16 protein-coding genes and 1 pseudogene are annotated in these 17,085 nt (G+C 60.7%); 13 read left to right on the top strand and 4 right to left on the bottom strand.

From position 1 onward, the window contains the following. Positions 1-76 precede the first annotated feature (76 nt). The 5 genes from E8E75_RS12725 (at position 77) to E8E75_RS12705 (ending at position 6,293) form a co-directional block, all read left to right on the top strand. Positions 77-1,030, top strand: coding sequence for a PDR/VanB family oxidoreductase (locus E8E75_RS12725; protein WP_280359029.1), 954 nt, complete (start codon positions 77-79; stop codon positions 1,028-1,030). 41 nt (positions 1,031-1,071) lie between these two features. After that, on the top strand, positions 1,072-2,148 hold the full coding sequence (locus E8E75_RS12720; RefSeq protein ID WP_280359027.1) for an aromatic ring-hydroxylating dioxygenase subunit alpha: 1,077 nt from the start codon (positions 1,072-1,074) through the stop codon (positions 2,146-2,148). Positions 2,149-2,234: 86 nt separating this feature from the next. Further along, entirely contained in the window at positions 2,235-3,434 is a 1,200-nt protein-coding gene (fdhA, locus tag E8E75_RS12715; RefSeq protein ID WP_280359025.1) for a formaldehyde dehydrogenase, glutathione-independent, read from the top strand. 210 nt (positions 3,435-3,644) lie between these two features. After that, a complete protein-coding gene (locus E8E75_RS12710; protein WP_280359024.1) occupies positions 3,645-4,979 on the top strand; it encodes an MFS transporter in 1,335 nt (444 codons plus the stop codon). A gap of 36 nt (positions 4,980-5,015) precedes the next feature. Further along, complete coding sequence (locus E8E75_RS12705) at positions 5,016-6,293, top strand: OprD family porin (RefSeq protein WP_280359022.1); 1,278 nt, start codon at positions 5,016-5,018, stop codon at positions 6,291-6,293. Between the two features lie 240 nt (positions 6,294-6,533). On the opposite strand, the gene E8E75_RS12700 is transcribed toward E8E75_RS12705, so the two are convergent. The 4 genes from E8E75_RS12700 to E8E75_RS12685 form a co-directional block, all read right to left on the bottom strand. Then, positions 6,534-7,532, bottom strand: coding sequence for a transketolase family protein (locus E8E75_RS12700; RefSeq protein WP_280359020.1), 999 nt, complete (start codon positions 7,530-7,532; stop codon positions 6,534-6,536). Then, positions 7,529-8,377: a transketolase gene (locus tag E8E75_RS12695; RefSeq protein WP_280359019.1), complete on the bottom strand. Its 849-nt coding sequence runs from the start codon at positions 8,375-8,377 to the stop codon at positions 7,529-7,531. The genes E8E75_RS12700 and E8E75_RS12695 overlap by 4 nt, the downstream gene beginning before the upstream one ends. A gap of 19 nt (positions 8,378-8,396) precedes the next feature. Then, entirely contained in the window at positions 8,397-9,695 is a 1,299-nt protein-coding gene (locus E8E75_RS12690) for an MFS transporter (protein ID WP_280359018.1), read from the bottom strand. Between the two features lie 100 nt (positions 9,696-9,795). Then, positions 9,796-10,545, bottom strand: coding sequence for an SDR family NAD(P)-dependent oxidoreductase (locus E8E75_RS12685; protein WP_280359016.1), 750 nt, complete (start codon positions 10,543-10,545; stop codon positions 9,796-9,798). A gap of 197 nt (positions 10,546-10,742) precedes the next feature. On the opposite strand from E8E75_RS12685, the gene E8E75_RS12680 reads away from it, so the two are divergent. From E8E75_RS12680 to E8E75_RS12645, 8 genes and pseudogenes are all read left to right on the top strand, one after another. After that, positions 10,743-11,663, top strand: a complete 921-nt coding sequence (locus E8E75_RS12680; RefSeq protein ID WP_280359014.1) for a LysR substrate-binding domain-containing protein — start codon at positions 10,743-10,745, stop codon at positions 11,661-11,663. 330 nt (positions 11,664-11,993) lie between these two features. Then, positions 11,994-12,203, top strand: a pseudogene (locus E8E75_RS12675) (ABC transporter substrate-binding protein); the annotation flags it as partial. Further along, positions 12,176-12,787, top strand: coding sequence for a methyl-accepting chemotaxis protein (locus E8E75_RS12670; RefSeq protein ID WP_280359012.1), 612 nt, complete (start codon positions 12,176-12,178; stop codon positions 12,785-12,787). The pseudogene E8E75_RS12675 and the gene E8E75_RS12670, both read left to right, overlap by 28 nt. A gap of 1,391 nt (positions 12,788-14,178) precedes the next feature. Then, on the top strand, positions 14,179-14,535 hold the full coding sequence (locus tag E8E75_RS12665) for a hypothetical protein (protein WP_280359010.1): 357 nt from the start codon (positions 14,179-14,181) through the stop codon (positions 14,533-14,535). Between the two features lie 49 nt (positions 14,536-14,584). Continuing rightward, positions 14,585-15,331, top strand: coding sequence for a hypothetical protein (locus E8E75_RS12660; protein WP_280359009.1), 747 nt, complete (start codon positions 14,585-14,587; stop codon positions 15,329-15,331). Between the two features lie 108 nt (positions 15,332-15,439). Continuing rightward, positions 15,440-15,718: a hypothetical protein gene (locus E8E75_RS12655; protein WP_280359007.1), complete on the top strand. Its 279-nt coding sequence runs from the start codon at positions 15,440-15,442 to the stop codon at positions 15,716-15,718. A 60-nt stretch (positions 15,719-15,778) separates the two neighbouring features. Continuing rightward, a complete protein-coding gene (locus tag E8E75_RS12650) occupies positions 15,779-16,066 on the top strand; it encodes a hypothetical protein (RefSeq protein ID WP_280359005.1) in 288 nt (95 codons plus the stop codon). Between the two features lie 554 nt (positions 16,067-16,620). Further along, the gene (locus tag E8E75_RS12645; RefSeq protein WP_280359003.1) at positions 16,621-17,067 is read left to right on the top strand and encodes a hypothetical protein; all 447 of its coding nucleotides are present in this window, start codon (positions 16,621-16,623) and stop codon (positions 17,065-17,067) included. Positions 17,068-17,085 lie beyond the last annotated feature (18 nt).

Here is a 17,085-nt window from a genome sequence, read left to right as displayed (position 1 = left end):
GGACTGAGCCAGCACCCACACCGGGCTCTCAAATTCCACTTTTTGCAAACACCACTTCAGTGTGGAGGGCCGCGTCATGCTCCAGGTTCGTGTAACCCGAAAAATCGATGAAGCAGAGGGTATCTGCAGCTTCGAGCTTTGCGCCGTCGATGGCGGTGAACTGCCGCCATTCGAGGCTGGTGCCCATGTCGATGTGCACATCGGCGCTGGACTCACCCGCCAGTACTCCCTCTGCAATCATCCAGAGGAAAGGCATCGCTACCTGATCGGCGTGCTCAAGGATCCCGTTTCTCGCGGTGGGTCCAGAGCAATGCATGAGCAGGTGGCACAAGGGCAACTGCTCAATATCAGTGAGCCCCGAAACCTCTTCGCTCTGGATCATCAAGGTGCCAGACACCTGCTGTTCGCTGGCGGAATCGGCATCACGCCGATCCTGGCAATGGCCTACGAGCTGTCCCACCGGGGGGCGGACTTCGAGCTGCATTACTGCTTCCGCTCGCAGGAGCGCGCAGCGTTCATCAAGCAGCTCCGGCACTTGCCCTTTGCCGGACGCGTGCACCTGCATGACGACAGCGGCGCCCAGGCGCAGAAGCTGGATGCCCCCGCGCTGCTGGCAAATCCGACCTCGGACACTCACCTCTATGTCTGTGGCCCGAGCGGGTTCATGGGCCACATCCTGGAGTCCGCGGAAAACGCCGGCTGGTCCCAGGACCAGGTCCATCGTGAGTTCTTTGCCGCGACGCCTCTCGAGCACGACGCGGACTCCCCCTTCGAGGTCGAGTTGGCCAGCAGTGGCGAGGTCTTCCACATACCCGCCGACCGCAGCGTGTTCGAGGTGCTCGACGAAGCCGGGATCGCGATCGAGACCTCCTGCGAACAGGGCATCTGTGGTTCCTGCATCACCCGTGTCCTGCAAGGCCTCCCGGATCACCGCGACCAGTTCATGACCGCGGCCGAGCACGCGTGCAATGACCAGTTCACGCCGTGCTGCTCGCGGGCGAAGTCGCCGCGCCTGGTCCTCGACCTCTGAATCTCAATCCAGAACAACAACCGTGAACCCTGGAGATCACCATGAGTGCATCCGCTGCTGAATCGCTCGCCTACGAGGCCAGCTCCCCCTCCGTCCCCAGCTTTCCGCTGGACCAGTGGTACGTGGCGGCCCTGGGCTGGGAACTGAAGGACCAACCCCTCGGCCGGACCCTATTGAACAAGCCCGTGGTGCTGTTCCGCACCGCCGATGGCCAGGTCGCGGCACTGGAAGACCGCTGCTGCCACCGGGCGCTGCCCCTGTCCAATGGCACCCTGGAAGAACGTGGCGTGCGCTGTGGCTACCACGGGCTGCTGTTCAACGCCGAGGGCAAATGCCTGGAAATCCCCGGCCAGGACAAGCTGCCCAGCAAGGCCAAGGTACCGGCCTACCACGTTCGCGAGCGGGACCGGATCGTGTGGATCTGGTTCGGCAGTGAGGCCCATCCGCAGCCCACCTGCGAACCGCCGGTGTATGACGTCCACAGCAGTGGCAAGTACCTGTTCGATGGCGACGTCTACCACTACGACGCGCCCTATCAGCTCATCCATGACAACCTGATGGACCTCAGCCACCTAGGCTATGTCCACCTGCACACCATCGGCGGCAATGCCAGCATCCACATGAATGCGCAGATGAAAGTGGAAGAGGTCGGCGACGTGGTCCGCGTCGTTCGCCACATGCCGGACTCGGTGCCGCCACCCACCTACACCGCCGCCTTCCCCTTCAAGGGCAATGTGGATCGATGGCAGGAGATCGAATTCCACGTCAGCCACCTGCGCATCTGGACCGGTGCGGTGGATGTGCGCACCGACGCCCTGGACGACCCGGATCGTGGCGGTTTCCACATGCGTGGTTTCCATGGCGTGACCCCGGAGACGGAGTCCACCAGCCACTACTTCTGGACCATGGCCACCAACCCGAAGAGCGACCCGGAGGCGGTCAAGGCCAAGGTCATCGAGCAAACCATCCTGACCTTTGACGAAGACAAGATAGTGGTCGAGGCGCAGTACCGGAACATGTGCCGCTTCGGCGGCCGCCCCATGCTCGACATCCACGTCGACGCAGGCGCCAACCGCGCGCGGCGAATCATCGAACAGCTTCGCCACTCCACCCGTTGAGTGCACGGCGGGTGTTCCCGGCTGGATGAGCACCCGCTCCTTTTTTCCCGATTCGCGCAAATCCCATGCGCATCCAAGGAGGTCTCATGTCTGATAATCGTGGTGTCGTTTATCTCGGTGCGGGCAAGGTTGAAGTCCAGAAGATCGACTACCCCAAAATGCAGGACCCTCGCGGCAAGAAGATCGAACACGGGGTCATCCTCAAGGTCGTCTCCACCAACATCTGCGGCTCGGACCAGCACATGGTGCGCGGCCGTACCACTGCCCAGGTCGGCCTGGTGCTCGGCCACGAGATCACCGGTGAGGTGATCGAGAAGGGTAGCGATGTCGAGAACCTGAAGATCGGCGACCTGGTCTCGGTGCCGTTCAACGTGGCCTGCGGCCGCTGCCGTTCCTGCAAGGAAATGCACACTGGCGTGTGCCTGACCGTCAACCCGGCCCGCGCTGGCGGCGCCTACGGCTATGTCGACATGGGCGACTGGACCGGTGGCCAGGCCGAGTACGTGCTGGTGCCCTACGCCGACTTCAACCTGCTCAAGCTGCCGGATCGCGACAAGGCCATGGAGAAGATCCGTGACCTGACCTGCCTCTCCGACATCCTGCCCACCGGCTACCACGGCGCCGTCACCGCCGGCGTCGGCCCGGGCAGCACCGTGTACGTTGCCGGTGCCGGCCCGGTGGGCCTCGCCGCTGCCGCCTCCGCCCGCCTGCTGGGCGCTGCAGTCGTGATCGTCGGCGACCTCAACCCTGCCCGCCTCGCCCACGCCAAGGCGCAAGGCTTCGAGATCGCCGACCTCTCGCTGGACACCCCGCTGCACGAGCAGATCGCCGCGCTGCTGGGTGAGCCAGAAGTGGATTGTGCGGTCGATGCAGTGGGCTTCGAAGCCCGTGGTCACGGCCATGAAGGCGCCAAGCACGAGGCCCCGGCCACCGTCCTCAACTCGCTGATGCAGGTCACCCGCGTGGCCGGCAAGATCGGTATCCCCGGCCTCTACGTCACCGAAGACCCGGGCGCGATGGATGCCGCCGCCAAGATCGGCAGCCTGAGCATCCGCTTCGGCCTTGGCTGGGCGAAATCCCACAGCTTCCACACCGGCCAGACCCCGGTGATGAAATACAACCGCGCGCTCATGCAAGCGATCATGTGGGACCGCATCAACATCGCCGAGGTGGTGGGTGTGCAGGTCATCAGCCTGGACGACGCGCCGCGTGGCTACGGCGAGTTCGATGCCGGCGTACCGAAGAAATTCGTCATCGACCCGCACAAGACCTTCAGCGCGGCCTGACCGCTGAACCGGGCCGATTCGGACAGGTCACCCGCCCCGAACCGGCCCATCCCTCGGACCTGCTGGCCAGGTCCGAGTCCCCTTGCATGCACGACTGACAACAACAAGAAGGTATCGACATGTACATCCTGCTCTCCCTCCGTTGTGGGGCGGTTTCGGCTGCCCGTCGTTTGAATCCCCTTCCCTTCCAGTACCAGGGAGCCTGATCACATGAGCCAGACGATTGGGCAACAGATGGATGAAAAACCCATGGCCGGGTTTCAATGGGGCGTCGTCGCGCTCTGCTTCCTGATCAACATGCTCGACGGCTTCGACGTGCTGGTGATGGCCTTCACTGCCGCATCGGTGGGCGCCGACTGGGGCCTGAGCGGCACCCAGCTCGGCTATCTGCTGAGTGCGGGACTCGTGGGCATGGCGATCGGTTCACTGTTCATCGCGCCCTGGGCCGACCGCTTCGGCCGCCGCCCGCTGATCCTGGCGTGCGTGAGCATTGCCGGACTGGGCATGCTGGCGTCGTCCCGGGCAACCTCGCCGGAGATGCTGGCAGCCCTGCGCCTGATCACCGGCCTCGGCATCGGTGGAATCCTGGCTAGCAGCTACGTCATCGCCGGCGAGTACGCCAACAGCAAATGGCGGGGCCTCGCAATCAGCCTGCAATCCACCGCCTATGCCCTGGGCGCGACCGTGGGCGGCATCATCGCGGCGCAGATCATCCCCACGCTGGGCTGGCGTTCGGTCTTCTTCTACGGCGGCATCGTGACGCTCCTGACCCTCCCGTTGCTCGCGCTGTGGCTGCCGGAGTCCCTGGCCTTCCTGGTGTCCCGCCAGCCAGCAGGTGCGCTGGAACGCATCAACCGGTTGCTGAAGCGTGTGGGGCTCGCTCCAGTAACGCAACTGCCCGCCACCCAGGAGGCCTCGCGCAAGCCCCTCAAGGAAAGCTTCGCCGAGCTGTTCTCCCCGCAGCTCCTGCGCTCCACGCTGTTGATCTGGGCGGCGTTCTTCCTGGTGATGTTTGGCTTCTACTTCGTGATGAGCTGGACGCCTCGCCTGCTGGTTGCGGCCGGCCTGTCGAACCAGCAGGGCATCACCGGCGGCGTGCTGCTCAACGTCGGCGGCATCTTCGGCACGGCCCTGGTGGGGCTCCTGGCCGCACGCTTCCGCCTCCCTCGCGTGCTGATGGTCTACCTGCTGGTGAACGCCGTCCTGTTAGCCGCGTTCGTGCAGTTCACCCACAACCTGGACCTCGCCTTCGCCGTGGTGCTGCTGATCGGTGTGTTCGTCAACGGCTGCGTCGCCGGCCTCTACGCGCTCACCCCGTCCATCTATGACGCGGCGCAACGGGTGACCGGTCTCGGCTGGGGAATCGGCATAGGCCGCATGGGCGCCATCCTGTCCCCCCTGGTGGCCGGCCGCCTGATCGATGCGCAGTGGCAACCCGCCGACCTGTACGTCCTGTTCGCGCTGGCATTCGTCCTGGCGGCGCTGGTGATCTGGTTGCTGAAGCCCCGAAGGGCCCTGCAGCTCCGCTCCGCGACCAGCGCCTGAGTCGACACCCGCCTACAACAAGAACAGGACAGACCCATGCACATTCCATCCAGACGCCTGGGGCTCGATGCCCTGGGCATAGCGGCATCATTCGCCGCGGCCAACGCTTTCGCGGGCTTCGTCGACGACGGCAGCCTCACCCTCACCTCCCGAAACTACTATCTGGATCGGGACTTCAAGGGGGCCACCCCTTATCCGGCAGCTCGTGAGTGGGCCCAAGGGTTCATCCTGCGGGCCAACTCCGGCTTCACCGAGGGAACTGTGGGCTTCGGCCTGGACCTCACCGGCATGCTGGGCATCAAGTTGGACTCCTCGCCGGACCGCGCCGGCACGCAGCTGCTGCCCCTCGACCCGCAGACCCGCGAGGCCAAGGATGACTATTCGGAACTGGGGGCAACGCTGAAGGCGAAGCTCTCGAAAACCCGTCTGTCGGTGGGCACCCAGTTCCCCGCCCTGCCAGTCATCACCGCAAGCCCGGCCCGGCTGCTGCCGCAGTCCTTCCGTGGCGCCTATGTCATTTCCGAAGACATCGACCGACTGACCCTGCACATCGGGCGAATGGACCGAGTGAACTTGCGTGACTCTACCAACTATCAACCAATATCCCTGGCCTCACCCAACGGACGGTTCAAGGCGGGCGCCAACTCCGAGCGATTCGACTTCGCGGGTGGCGACTATCGCTGGTCCGATGCCCTGACGTTGCGCTACTACCATGCGGAACTGAAGAACATCTACAGCCAGGACTTTGCGGGAGCCATTCACGTGGTACCGCTGGGAGCGGGGAAGCTGAAGACCGACATAAGGGTCTTTAACAGCCGGGAAAACGGCCGCGCGGAAGCCGGCCAGGTAGATAACCTGAATGCCGGCGCCATGTTCAGCTACCAACTAGGTGCACACACCGTGGGTGCGGGGTACATGCACCAGACTGGGGATACCGCCATGGCGTACCTCGCCGGTGGCGAGCCGGCGGTCCTCAGCGACGGCACCATGAGCGCCGATTTCGTCAACCCCAAGGAACGCACCTGGGTCGCCCGATACGACTACGACTTCGCTGCCGTCGGAATCCCGGGCCTGACCGCCATGGCCCGCTATCTCCGAGGCAGCAACATCGACTTGCCGAAATTGGGGGGAACAAACCTCAGCGAGTCCTCTAAGGATTTGGAACTGGCCTACGTCATTCAGTCAGGTCGGGCGAAGGGGCTTGCACTCCGCTTGCGTCATGCGGCTTATCGCAATGAACAGAGCGCGGCCTCGACCTTCAGGAGTGACAATGAAACCAGGATCAATGTCGATTACACACTGAAAATCTGGTAGAGCGCAGGTTTGCACGTATCACTGCCATGAAGATGCGGAATCCCCAGGATCAATTCATCCATTAACTGGCCTGAACGTGGAATCGGCCGGTAGGTGCCCGCCATGAAGGGCACCTACCGGCCATAAGCGGTCATCGAATTTCGTCTACGAAGTTCGAGCACATTCACTTCAAACACATCCATCGGTAAATCCGTACCCGGAAAGGAGTGGCCCTCCCGATACCGGGAGGGCCTTGAACAACTACAGCCAACCTTTGATCTGGCTTGCTACAGTCTCGGTCGAAATGCCGTAGCGGTCGTGCAGGGTTGGAAGGGCGCCAGCCTCGAGGAAGGCATCGGGAAGGGCGATTTGGCGGAAGGTGGGGGTCACGCCATTGCGCATCAGCAGTCCTGCGACGGCTTCTCCCAGACCGCCCACGATGGAGTGGTTCTCCGCCGTGACCACCAGCCGTCCTGGCTTTCTGGCCTCGGCAAGGATAGTGGCCTCGTCAAGGGGCTTGATGGTCGGCACGTGCAGTACGGACACGTCGACGCCATCTGCCTGGAGCTTCTCGGCCGCCTCCAAAGCGCGCATGGTCAGCAAGCCAGTGGAGATAATCAGCACATCGCGGCCGCCTCGCAGGGTTTGCGCCTTACCGATCTGGAATTTGTAGTCGTAGCGGTCCAGCACCAGGGGCACGTTGCCCCGCAGCAGCCGCATGTACACCGGGCCCTGATGCGCGGCGATGGCAGGAACGGCCTGCTCGATTTCCAGCGCATCGCAGGGGTCGATGATCATCAGGTTGGGCATGGCGCGGAAGATTGCTAGGTCATCCGTGGCCTGATGGCTGGGGCCATAGCCAGTGGTCAGTCCCGGTAGGCCGCAAACAATCTTCACGTTGAGGTTCTCTTCGGCGATGGCCATGCAGATAAAGTCATACGCACGGCGCGACGCGAACACGGCATAGGTGGTGGCGAAAGGGGTAAAGCCCTCGCGAGCCATGCCGGCGGCGGCACTCATCAGCAGTTGCTCGGCCATGCCCATCTGGTAGAAGCGCTGCGGATGCTCCTTGGCGAAGATGTGCAGGTCGGTGTACTTGGACAGGTCCGCCGACAGGCCGACGACATCTGCGCGTTCACGGGCCAGTTCCGCCAGCGCATGGCCGAAGGGAGCAGAGCGGGTGGGCTGACCTTCGGCGGCGATTGAGGCGATCATCGCCGAGGTAGTCAGGCGTTTTTTCGGGGTGATGGCGGTGTTCATTGACGGCTCCCGGCTTCAAGGGCTTCCAAGGCAAGGTCCCATTCGTTTTCGTCGACGCGAATGAAATGGGTTTTTTCGCGGTTTTCCAGGAAGGGCACGCCCTTGCCCATGCGGGTGTCGCAGATGATCACCCTGGGTTGTGTTCCTGAATGGTTGCGTGCAGTGTCGAAGGCCTGCACCAGGGCACCGATGTCGTTACCGTCTACCCGCTGGGTGAACCATCCGAACGCCTGCCAGCGGTCGACGATGGGCTCGAAGGCCAGCACTTCGCTGGAGTAACCGTCCGCTTGCTGGTTGTTCACGTCGACGATGGCGATCAGGTTGTCCAGCTTCCAGTGCGAGGCCGACATGATTGCTTCCCAGGTGGAGCCTTCATTCAACTCACCATCGGAGAGCAGGTTGTAGACGAACCTGTCCGAGCCTTTGCGTTTGAGTCCGAGGCAGGCCCCAACTGCGATGCCCAGGCCGTGGCCGAGGGAGCCACCGGTGATTTCCATCCCGGGCGTGTAAGCAGCCATGCCCGACATGGGCAGGCGGCTGTCATCGCTGCCATAGGTCTCTAGTTCGTCTTCAGGAATGACGCCAGCTTCGATCAGGGCAGCGTAGAGGGCAATGGCGTAGTGGCCGATGGACAGGTAGAAGCGGTCGCGTTCTTCCCATTCAGGGTTGGCCGGATCGTAGTGCAGGGCATGAAAGTACGACACGGCCAGCAGGTCGGCGGCTCCCAGTGCCTGGCCAATATAGCCTTGCCCTTGGACCTGCCCCATGCGCAGGGCATTGCGCCGGATATTGTAGGCGCGCTTGGCGAGGGAGGGCGTGCCGGTGTCGATGGAAACGGAACTCATCGTTGTAACTCCTTCAATCTCAACGGTTGACCAGGTTGGCCGGGACGCGGAACACCAGAAGGGCGCCGAATACCAGCACAGCGGTAATGAGGTACATGCCGATGGCATTGCTGCCGAGGGTGGTGGTTACCCAGCCGATCAGGTAAGGCGAGCAGAAACCGGCGAGGTTGGCGAAGCTGTTTACCGCTGCGATGCCCGCGGCCGCCGAGACACCGCCGAGCAGGGTGGTGGGCAGCATCCAGAACAGTGACGAGGCCGAGAGGATTCCCGCCGCCGCAAGGCACAAGCTGAGGATCGACAGACTCAGACTGCCGCCGAACGCGGCGGCCAAGCTCAGTCCCAGAGCGCCGGCAAGCATCGGTATTGCGAGGTGCCAACGACGTTCCTGATGCTTATCGCCACTGCGGCCGGCCAGGAGCATCGCGGCGATGGCGCAGAGGTAGGGCAGGCTGGTGAGCAGGCCGATGTGCAATGGCTCGGATACACCGGCATTGCGCACCAGGGTTGGCAGCCAGAAGGTGATTGCGTACTGGCCCATCACTACGCAGAAGTAGATTCCAGCCAGCAGCCACAGGCGGCGATCGCGGATGAAGGCGGCCGGCGAGGCATGTGTGACCTTGTGCTTGTCGTCCTCAGCCAGCTCCTTGCGCAACAGTGCCTTCTCGTCGTCGTTGAGCCAGGTAGCCTGATTCACGCCGTCCTTGAGGTAGCTCAGTACCAACAGGCCGACCACTACGGTGGGAATTGCTTCGAGCATGAACATCCATTGCCAGCCGGCCCAGCCGTGCACACCGGCGAAGCGCTCCATGATCCAGCCAGATAATGGCCCGCCCACCATGCCCGAGAGCGGGATGGCGATGAACCAGAGGGCGGTCATCTTGGCGCGCCGGTAGGAGGGGAACCAGTAGGTGAGGTAGAGCAGCAGGCCTGGGGCCAGCCCTGCCTCGGCCACGCCCAGGAGGAAGCGCAGGGCGTAGAACTGCCAGGCGGTTTCCACGAAGGCGAAGAGCGCGGAAATGATGCCCCAGGTGATCATGATGCGCGCAATCCAGCGCCGTGCACCGACCTTGTGGAGAATGATGTTGCTGGGTACTTCACAGAGGAAGTAGCCGATGAAGAACATGCCCGCACCCAAACCGTACACGGCCTCGCTCAGGGCCAGGTCGTCCATCATCTGCAACTTGGCGAACCCGACGTTGACCCGGTCGAGGTAAGCGCAGAGGTAGCACAGCATGAGAAATGGCATCAGCCGCCAGGCCGTTTTACGGTAGGCGTTGCTACGCGCGGTCGAAGCCGCATCGAGAGCTATCGTCGTCATGTTGATCTGATCTCTTGTTTTTATACATGTGACCCGGCGGGCGAGGATTCGCTCGCCGGGGCTCAGATTCGAAACATCGCGAGCCGGAGGGCAGGGCTCGTCAGTGGATCAGCATCCCACCATTCACATCCAGCGTGACGCCTGTCAGGTAGCTGGACAGGTCGCTGGCCAGGAACAGCGCTGCGTTGGCCACGTCGCTTGCTGCACCCAGGCGGCCGAGGGGGATGCCCTCGATGATGGCGTGGCGACGCTCGTCATGCATGAGACCGCCGGTGATATCAGTCTGGATCAATCCCGGGGTGATTGAGTTCACTCGAATATTGTCCGCACCCAACTCGCGGGCCATGGCTTTACCCAGACCCAGGACCCCGGCCTTGGCCGCGCTGTAATGAGGACCGCCGAAGATGCCGCCGCCACGCTGGGCGGAAACCGACGACATGCAAATGATGCTGCCGGACTTCTGCGCGCGCATGGTGGGGATCACCGCCTGGGACATCAGCAGCGTGCCTCGCAGGTTCACATCCAGGATGCGGTCGAAATCCGTGCCAGTGATCTCCAGGGTCTTCACCGGCTGGGTGATGCCAGCGTTGTTCACCAGCACATCGATCCGGCCGTACTGGGCCAGCACTTGGGCCACAGCGTCGCGCACTTGAGCTTCGTCTGCCACGTTGGCGGCCAGGCCGAGATGACCTTCTCCCAGTTCCGCTGCCGCCTGGCGGGCAGCCTCCGGGTCCAGGTCCAGGATGGCCACGCGAGCACCTTGCTCGGCGAAGACCTTGGCGGTAGCGCGACCGATACCGCGTGCAGAGGCAGCTCCAGTGACGATTGCGATTTTGCTTTCGAGTAGCATTTTTTTGCTCCGGGATACTTGTTGTTATGGACGCCGGTTCATGGAGAACCGATGGGCACAGATTCGGTCCACAACCCCATCCGGGCAACGCAGCCCGACTCAACCTATGCTGAAAAAAATTCAGCACTGGGCAGTCCGGCGGCAGAGATGCAAAGTGCGCGCGTCGCCGCAAAGCCCCGAAAGATGCAGGAGATGAGATGCAACACGAGTCGGATAAGAAACCCATCCAACTGCCGCCGTTCAAAGCGATTCAGGCCTTCGAGCAGGCAGCGAGATTCGGCAACGTCGCCCGCGCCGCCGAACAACTTAACCTCACGCCCTCTGCCGTTAGCCACCAGATCGCCAATCTCGAATCACTTATCGGCCGCCCGCTTTTCCTGCGCACCGCCAAGGGCGTGACGCTCACCCCGGCCGGTGAGCAGTACCTGCGTGACGTGTCCGGCGTTTTGCAGAACCTTGCCATTGCCACAGAGCGGGCAGGCAGCGCAGTCAGCTCTGACTATTTGCGCCTGCACTCGGCGCCCAGCTTCGGTCTGCTCTGGCTCCTGCCGCGCCTTGAACAGTTCCGTGTCAGTCATCCCGACATCCAGATCAATCTGTCTTGCTCCTACGAGTCGCTGCACTTCGGCCGCAATCAAATCGATCTGGATATTCGCCACGGTTATCCGAACTGGCCGAGTCTGGAAGTGCGCACCATCCGCCACGAGCAACTGACAGTCTTGGCTGCGCCTGCGTTACTAGAGCGAGCGCCGATCCAAGAACCGCAGGAACTGCTGCGCCAAAATCTGATTCTGTCGGAGGCAGCACTGGTGCAATGGCCCCAATGGTTCGCGCAACAGGGACTTTCGCTGCCCGAAGCACCTTATGCGCTGAGTTTTGACCGTTCGTACATGAGCCTGGAAGCCGCTAGTCACGGGTACGGCTTTGCGCTGGAAAGCTCATTGCTTTCCCAGGATTACGTTAGTCAAGGCAGACTGGTGCCAGTCTTCGAGGAGAGGCTCCGAAGTTCCGTCAGCGCTCACCATCTGGTCTTCCCCCGAACGCATGCGGAGTTGTCGAGGGTGCGGCGCTTCCTGGAATGGATGCAGCAACAGCTTGGGCACGACTTTAATTACTGAGCATCGGCGAAGTCGGCGTTTGGCTGCTCCAGCTGCCGCCAAGTGGATAGGTCCTCATTTTCCAAAAGCCTTGGCTGCTTTGGGCGGGAAGCAGAGCTTTGCTAGCGACCGATTCTGGCCGGTTGCGGCCTTTCAAGAGAGGGGGCTCTGGGCTGTGCAGCAGCCGATATGGAATGGCACCCACCAGCTAAGTAAAGGTCGTCTATCAAACGAAGCTATTGCAGCGCCCCCTTCCCTGGCCTCGTTCAGTTTCGTTGCTGAACGATGGCACATCACTTGCTGATACCAGCACTCCGAACTCCCTCCAACGGCGGAGACAGTTCATAGACGATGGCGTCGCTCCCGGCCACCAATCCCATGGTGACTGGGGCGGCGCCTTTTTCGTTCAGTGGTGAGACAAACAACATGACCGACAAGAGTTGCACCCGTAACGACAACCTCGCCGCCCGGGTACGCCAACACGGTACAAAGTTGACCTTCGCCCAGAACTTTCCCACCGGCACCCATGCCATGTGGCTCCACTACTGGCTGGCGGCCCAAACCACCTCAGCGCAGAGATTGGTCAGGCAGCAACCTCAATGCAGCAGCTGGAAAAGGACAGCATGGGCATTCAGTCCATCCTCGGGACCATCCGATCCATCGCTGACCAGACCAACCTGTTGGCACTGAACGCTGCCATCGAAGCTGCTCGTGCAGGTGAACAGGGTCGCGGCTTTGCAGTCGTCGCGGACGAGGTTCGAGCGCTGGCCAAAAGGACAGCGGACTCCACAGAGGAGATCGACTCGTTGCTAGGCAATCTCGCCCTTCGCACTTGCCAGGTTGGGAAGCAAATGCATGCCAGTCTGGACGTTTCGCAAGAATCCCTGGCCCGGATCAGCGATGCGAGATCAAGCTGCGAACTCATTCGTGCGTCGGTGGAGATCGTGCGGGACATGAATGCCCAGATCGCCACCGCAGCTGAAGAACAACATCAAGTCGCTGAAGACATCAGTCGGCACATCGGCCAGATACATGGCGATGCTCAACTGGTCGCGGAACTGGCGGACAGCGCGAGCAATGGTTCGCAGTCACTTGCGCGCCTTTCCGGGGACCTTAGTGGATGGGTGAGTCGATTCCGGGCGTGAGTTCTGCCGAACATGGCAACTGCTGATCTGAGGGAGTCCGATTTCCTTCCAAGGATGTTTACTTTGAACGGGTTGAGTATGCCCTGACCGGCTCCCAACACTCATCATTGAGGCGCAAGTCCTCACTCATGAGTTCCTGGCTGAACGTCCACATTGCGCTCATGAGCTCAGCAGCTCGATGTGTGATTGCACTCACGCTGATATTCCTTCTTATAGCAGCTGTGTAACACCGAAACTAAGGAGTGAGCGGCTCAAACCCAGGGCTGATGCGGGGTTAGGATCTCAGCAAAGGCCTGCGCAGGGGATGCTCTACCGTAATCGGTGCGAGCGTAGTTTTGGCCGCACTAGAAAACACCGGGAAAAGCGGTTTTCAAAGCCTGTAGGCCAGCTGATATAGGTATCAGCTGGCCTACAGAAAAAACTCATTTTTCCTTTTATTTTCATAATCTTAAGCAGCACAGATAAAATATCTCCTGCCTTTTCTTGCCGCCGTCCACTCAGGAACCACGGGCGCCTTCCAGCATACGTAGCGCGCCCCCTCGACTCGAAGCCTTCTGCACGGCACGGAAGGTTTCGATGTCCATTTCCTGCTATAGCAGCTAGAAAACATTGGAAACCCTGGAATGCCCCATGCCTTCCGGGCTCGCGCGGAGGGGGGCCAAACATGGAAAACGAGTTTCGATGTCTTACTGATCGCCATTTTCTTAGCCGTAACAGCGCCGCCCCAGCCCAGTGAGGCATCTCCGCCCTGAAGACGTACCCAATCCGCCTCAGCACGCCCCTGAGAAGGGGGCGAATTATGTGGGGAAGCCAGAAAACTGGGATCAGAGAGTGCATCTGGAGTGCACTTTTTTGCACCTAAATGGACACTCAAGGAGGAGCATCCGAGGTGCATAAAAGTGAACCCTTCGTAAACTTTAGGATTGTCGTATCTCGGATGAGAAAGAAGGTGCAAACGGCAGCCGAGACTGGGGCTCTGCATAAGGATGCTCCCGCCCTGGTTGACTCCCTCAACCCGGCCCCTCTTCACCAGACCGCAAAGAGTTGCGGCACCGGATTCGAAATTAGGCAAATTTCGCAGGTTGCCGCCGCGCGCGCCCGTATTGAACACGGCCAGCACGGTCTCATTTCCCAGGAGAAACAAATGCCCCGCCCAGCAAAGCAGCTTTCCTTGTATCCACGGGAGGCACGCAGAGCGAACAAGGAAAGCGACTTTCGTCTGACCAAGGGCCCAGCTCGACCATCACGGAAGCCCCTTCCCGACCGTCCAGGTTCATTTCAAACTCGAAACATCACTTGATACTTCGAAGCCGCATGCAACGTGCCGAAGTGAAGGTTGCATATAGATAAAGTCATGTTCACCTGATGATCCCCGTCCACGGAGTTCCTCAATGAACACGATGACACCTGAAGAAGTCTGCTCTGCAATCTGGAAGCGCCTCCTCCACTGCAACCTGTTAGTCCTGAGTGCCGCTATAGCGATTGCGCTCAGGCTGGCATATCTATCGGTAAGCTCCAATTCCTCAGAAGACCAGCCTATTGAACTGGCGCTTTGGCGAATCGTCCTTCTCATAGTGTTTCAATCTGCACCACTGGTATGGGCTCACCTCATTTACCAGGGCTACAAGCAGAAGCGCATTCCCATTCCGCTTTATCAGACCATGGCACTTCTGCGAATGCCCCTGGCGATCTGGGCGGGAGGTTGCCTGATTACAGGCATTGTTTTCTGGCCCGTTCTTAGTCAATGAGCATCGTCCCGCTCGTGCCCATGCTATTTGCCATCGCCGAGGATTTCCCATGCGTCGCTTGATCGTGATTACCGCGCTCTCTTTCCTATTCACAGGGTGCGGTCTTATACCCAGAACTGGTTCTCCCTCCCAGGCGCTGATGATTGCCGACGCCATGGGCATTCCTGCCGAGGATCTGCCAAAGGCAAAGTACAACGAATTGCGGTCTCGCGAAGGTAACGTTTCTGATGGCCGCAGCATCGACAACTCAGTCGCAGGTGCGGCACAGCTGATTGCTACCGGAGATCCGACTCTGTTGCTGCTGAGCGGATTCACCCCAGGCAGCACGGCAGCAAACGTTCAAGTTGCTGCCTGGGTACCCGCAGACATTGCCTCGAGCCCAGATGAGGCCGTGGCCATGAGCTCAAAAGCATTCATCCGCGCACGTGCAGAAACGTATGCCACTAACGAAGAAGCTCGACAAAAGCTGCTTCGCACGCAAGTTGGCTACGTACTAGGCCAACCATACGGTGATGGCGGGCCAATTCATGCCTTTTCGCAACTCCTCGATATGATTACCGGCCACTCACCGAACCTGGTCAAAGCCCCCGCCTTCATGAAGTCGAAGGAGAGGGCCTATGGGCCGATTTTCCTCGGCGCACGGGGGCGGCCGGCCAATCGAGAAGAACTCGAGCTGACGCACGAGATGTCCGAGCAGCTTCCGCCCTGGTTTTTCATCTACAGCCCTGGTCTCGCTGGCGTATCACCGCCGGTCATCATGAACGAAGGCAGAGAGCTGCTTTTCGTAGCACCCTGAATGCCAATCCTACCCATGCGAGGGGCCGGCACATTCGCGCCCTTTCGTGGGCTTGCGCTTTTCCGATTCTGAGGAAACTGGAATCCGTAACCAAATCGGAGCCAGTCAATGTCCTCGTCAAAGCCGCTTCTGTTTAACGCGCACCAGCAAGCCCACCTTCATGCCTGGGCCGATATTTACGTCCAGGCACATATCGCGGAGCTGCTGGTCATCCCGCTCTCCATTTTTCTCACCGCACCCCACCACTACCTGAATCTGGCTGGACAGGACACTGCGCCTATTGCCATCGCCAATGGCCACCGCCCTCCGCTGCCAGCACAAGTCGCTGCGAGCCAACGTATCTGGAGATCCTGGGAGAACCAAGGAACGGCAAAGTTCGCAGAGTGATCCGAGATGCACTCCTGCTCTCGCCTCAGCCCCCTCATTCCTCACGCCAAGGAAAAACAGATGAACCTCATTCTCTTTTTGATCGCCGCCGGACTTGGGATTGCGTATTGGTTGTGGAGGCAGGAACGACAGCTGAGTGAGCAGCGCCACAAGCGCTGGCTCAGATTTCCGATCGTCGACGACTACATGGAGCGCCATGGGCTCAACCGTAACGGCCAGAAAGGAATTACCTGCCGCTGCTGCGGCTCACGGAGCATCCGCCAGTTCGGCCTGGAGGGATGGCATGACCAACGCCGTATCCACCAATGCAACTACTGCAATGCAAACCTGTACCGGAGCTACCGCTAGGTCAGAGGAGTACATCACTCGCTAGACGCAAAGTAGCTTCGCCGGATTTCGACCTATAGCTGTGCACATAAAGGGACGCTGGCCGTGAACCGCCAATTGGCATTCCCGGAAAGTACCTTCGGCGTCCCCAAACTCCCATCCTTGGCCTGCCCCACAGAAGCAGAAGTGACGTTCCCCGCCAGACTGCATTTCCAACAGGCTCCCGCCACCTCTTCCCCGACTCGATCGCGATGTTCGGCAACTTGCATTTTTCTATTGCCCGGCAAGCTGAGTCAGCAAACTCCTGGCAAAAACCCGGGGCTGGAATCGAGGAAAATCGAGTGAATACGATCTTAAAGCTCATCTCGCCCGCTTGACCCTCCAATGGGACTAGATAGCCCACTAAGCCGCGAGCTTTCTACTTAGCATCAAGGGGTGCAATCGGTTCAGGAGAATCCCCCAGCATGCGCACCACAAACAGAGACACCATGACGGTTCACCGTGGCAAGTGGTTTCGGCTAAGGATCTCGTTCAGGCTCAATGACCAACGATTCCGAGAACTCCTCCCTGGAGTCGTGAAGACCACCAAGGTCGTAAAGATGATGCCAGCCTGTGATTTCGCCGCGATCTCTGACGTGATCGATAGCAACGAAAGCGGCAACGATGCCCTGCTGGAGGAACGGCCATTCCCGCGCAGGTTTGGCGCCCCGATATGGCACATGCACGAAAATCTGCATCGCCGCGAACGGTTGGTAAGCGGTTGGCCACGAATCTGCCTCGGCAGAGCCAGCGACTTCGCCCAAGTCGGCGCGGCCGAATGGTGGATCTCGACCGGCAAGGCAATTCGGGGCGCCAGGGACGACGATGGGCGGCCCATGTGCAAGTTACATGGCAGCTGGATGCTTGATCTCGCCACCTTCGACCACCTGCCCTTCTCCAGCGCAGACAGCACTAACATCGGCCGCACCATTGGGCCGGCTATGCCTGACGCGGTACCTACACCCCGCCGACCAAGGAAATAGCTCAGCACCAGCGCTGAC

The organism is Pseudomonas sp. BN606, from assembly GCF_029873115.1.
In the GTDB taxonomy this organism is placed as follows: Bacteria; Pseudomonadota; Gammaproteobacteria; order Pseudomonadales; family Pseudomonadaceae; genus Metapseudomonas.
This window is presented reverse-complemented; position numbering and strand designations above follow the sequence as displayed.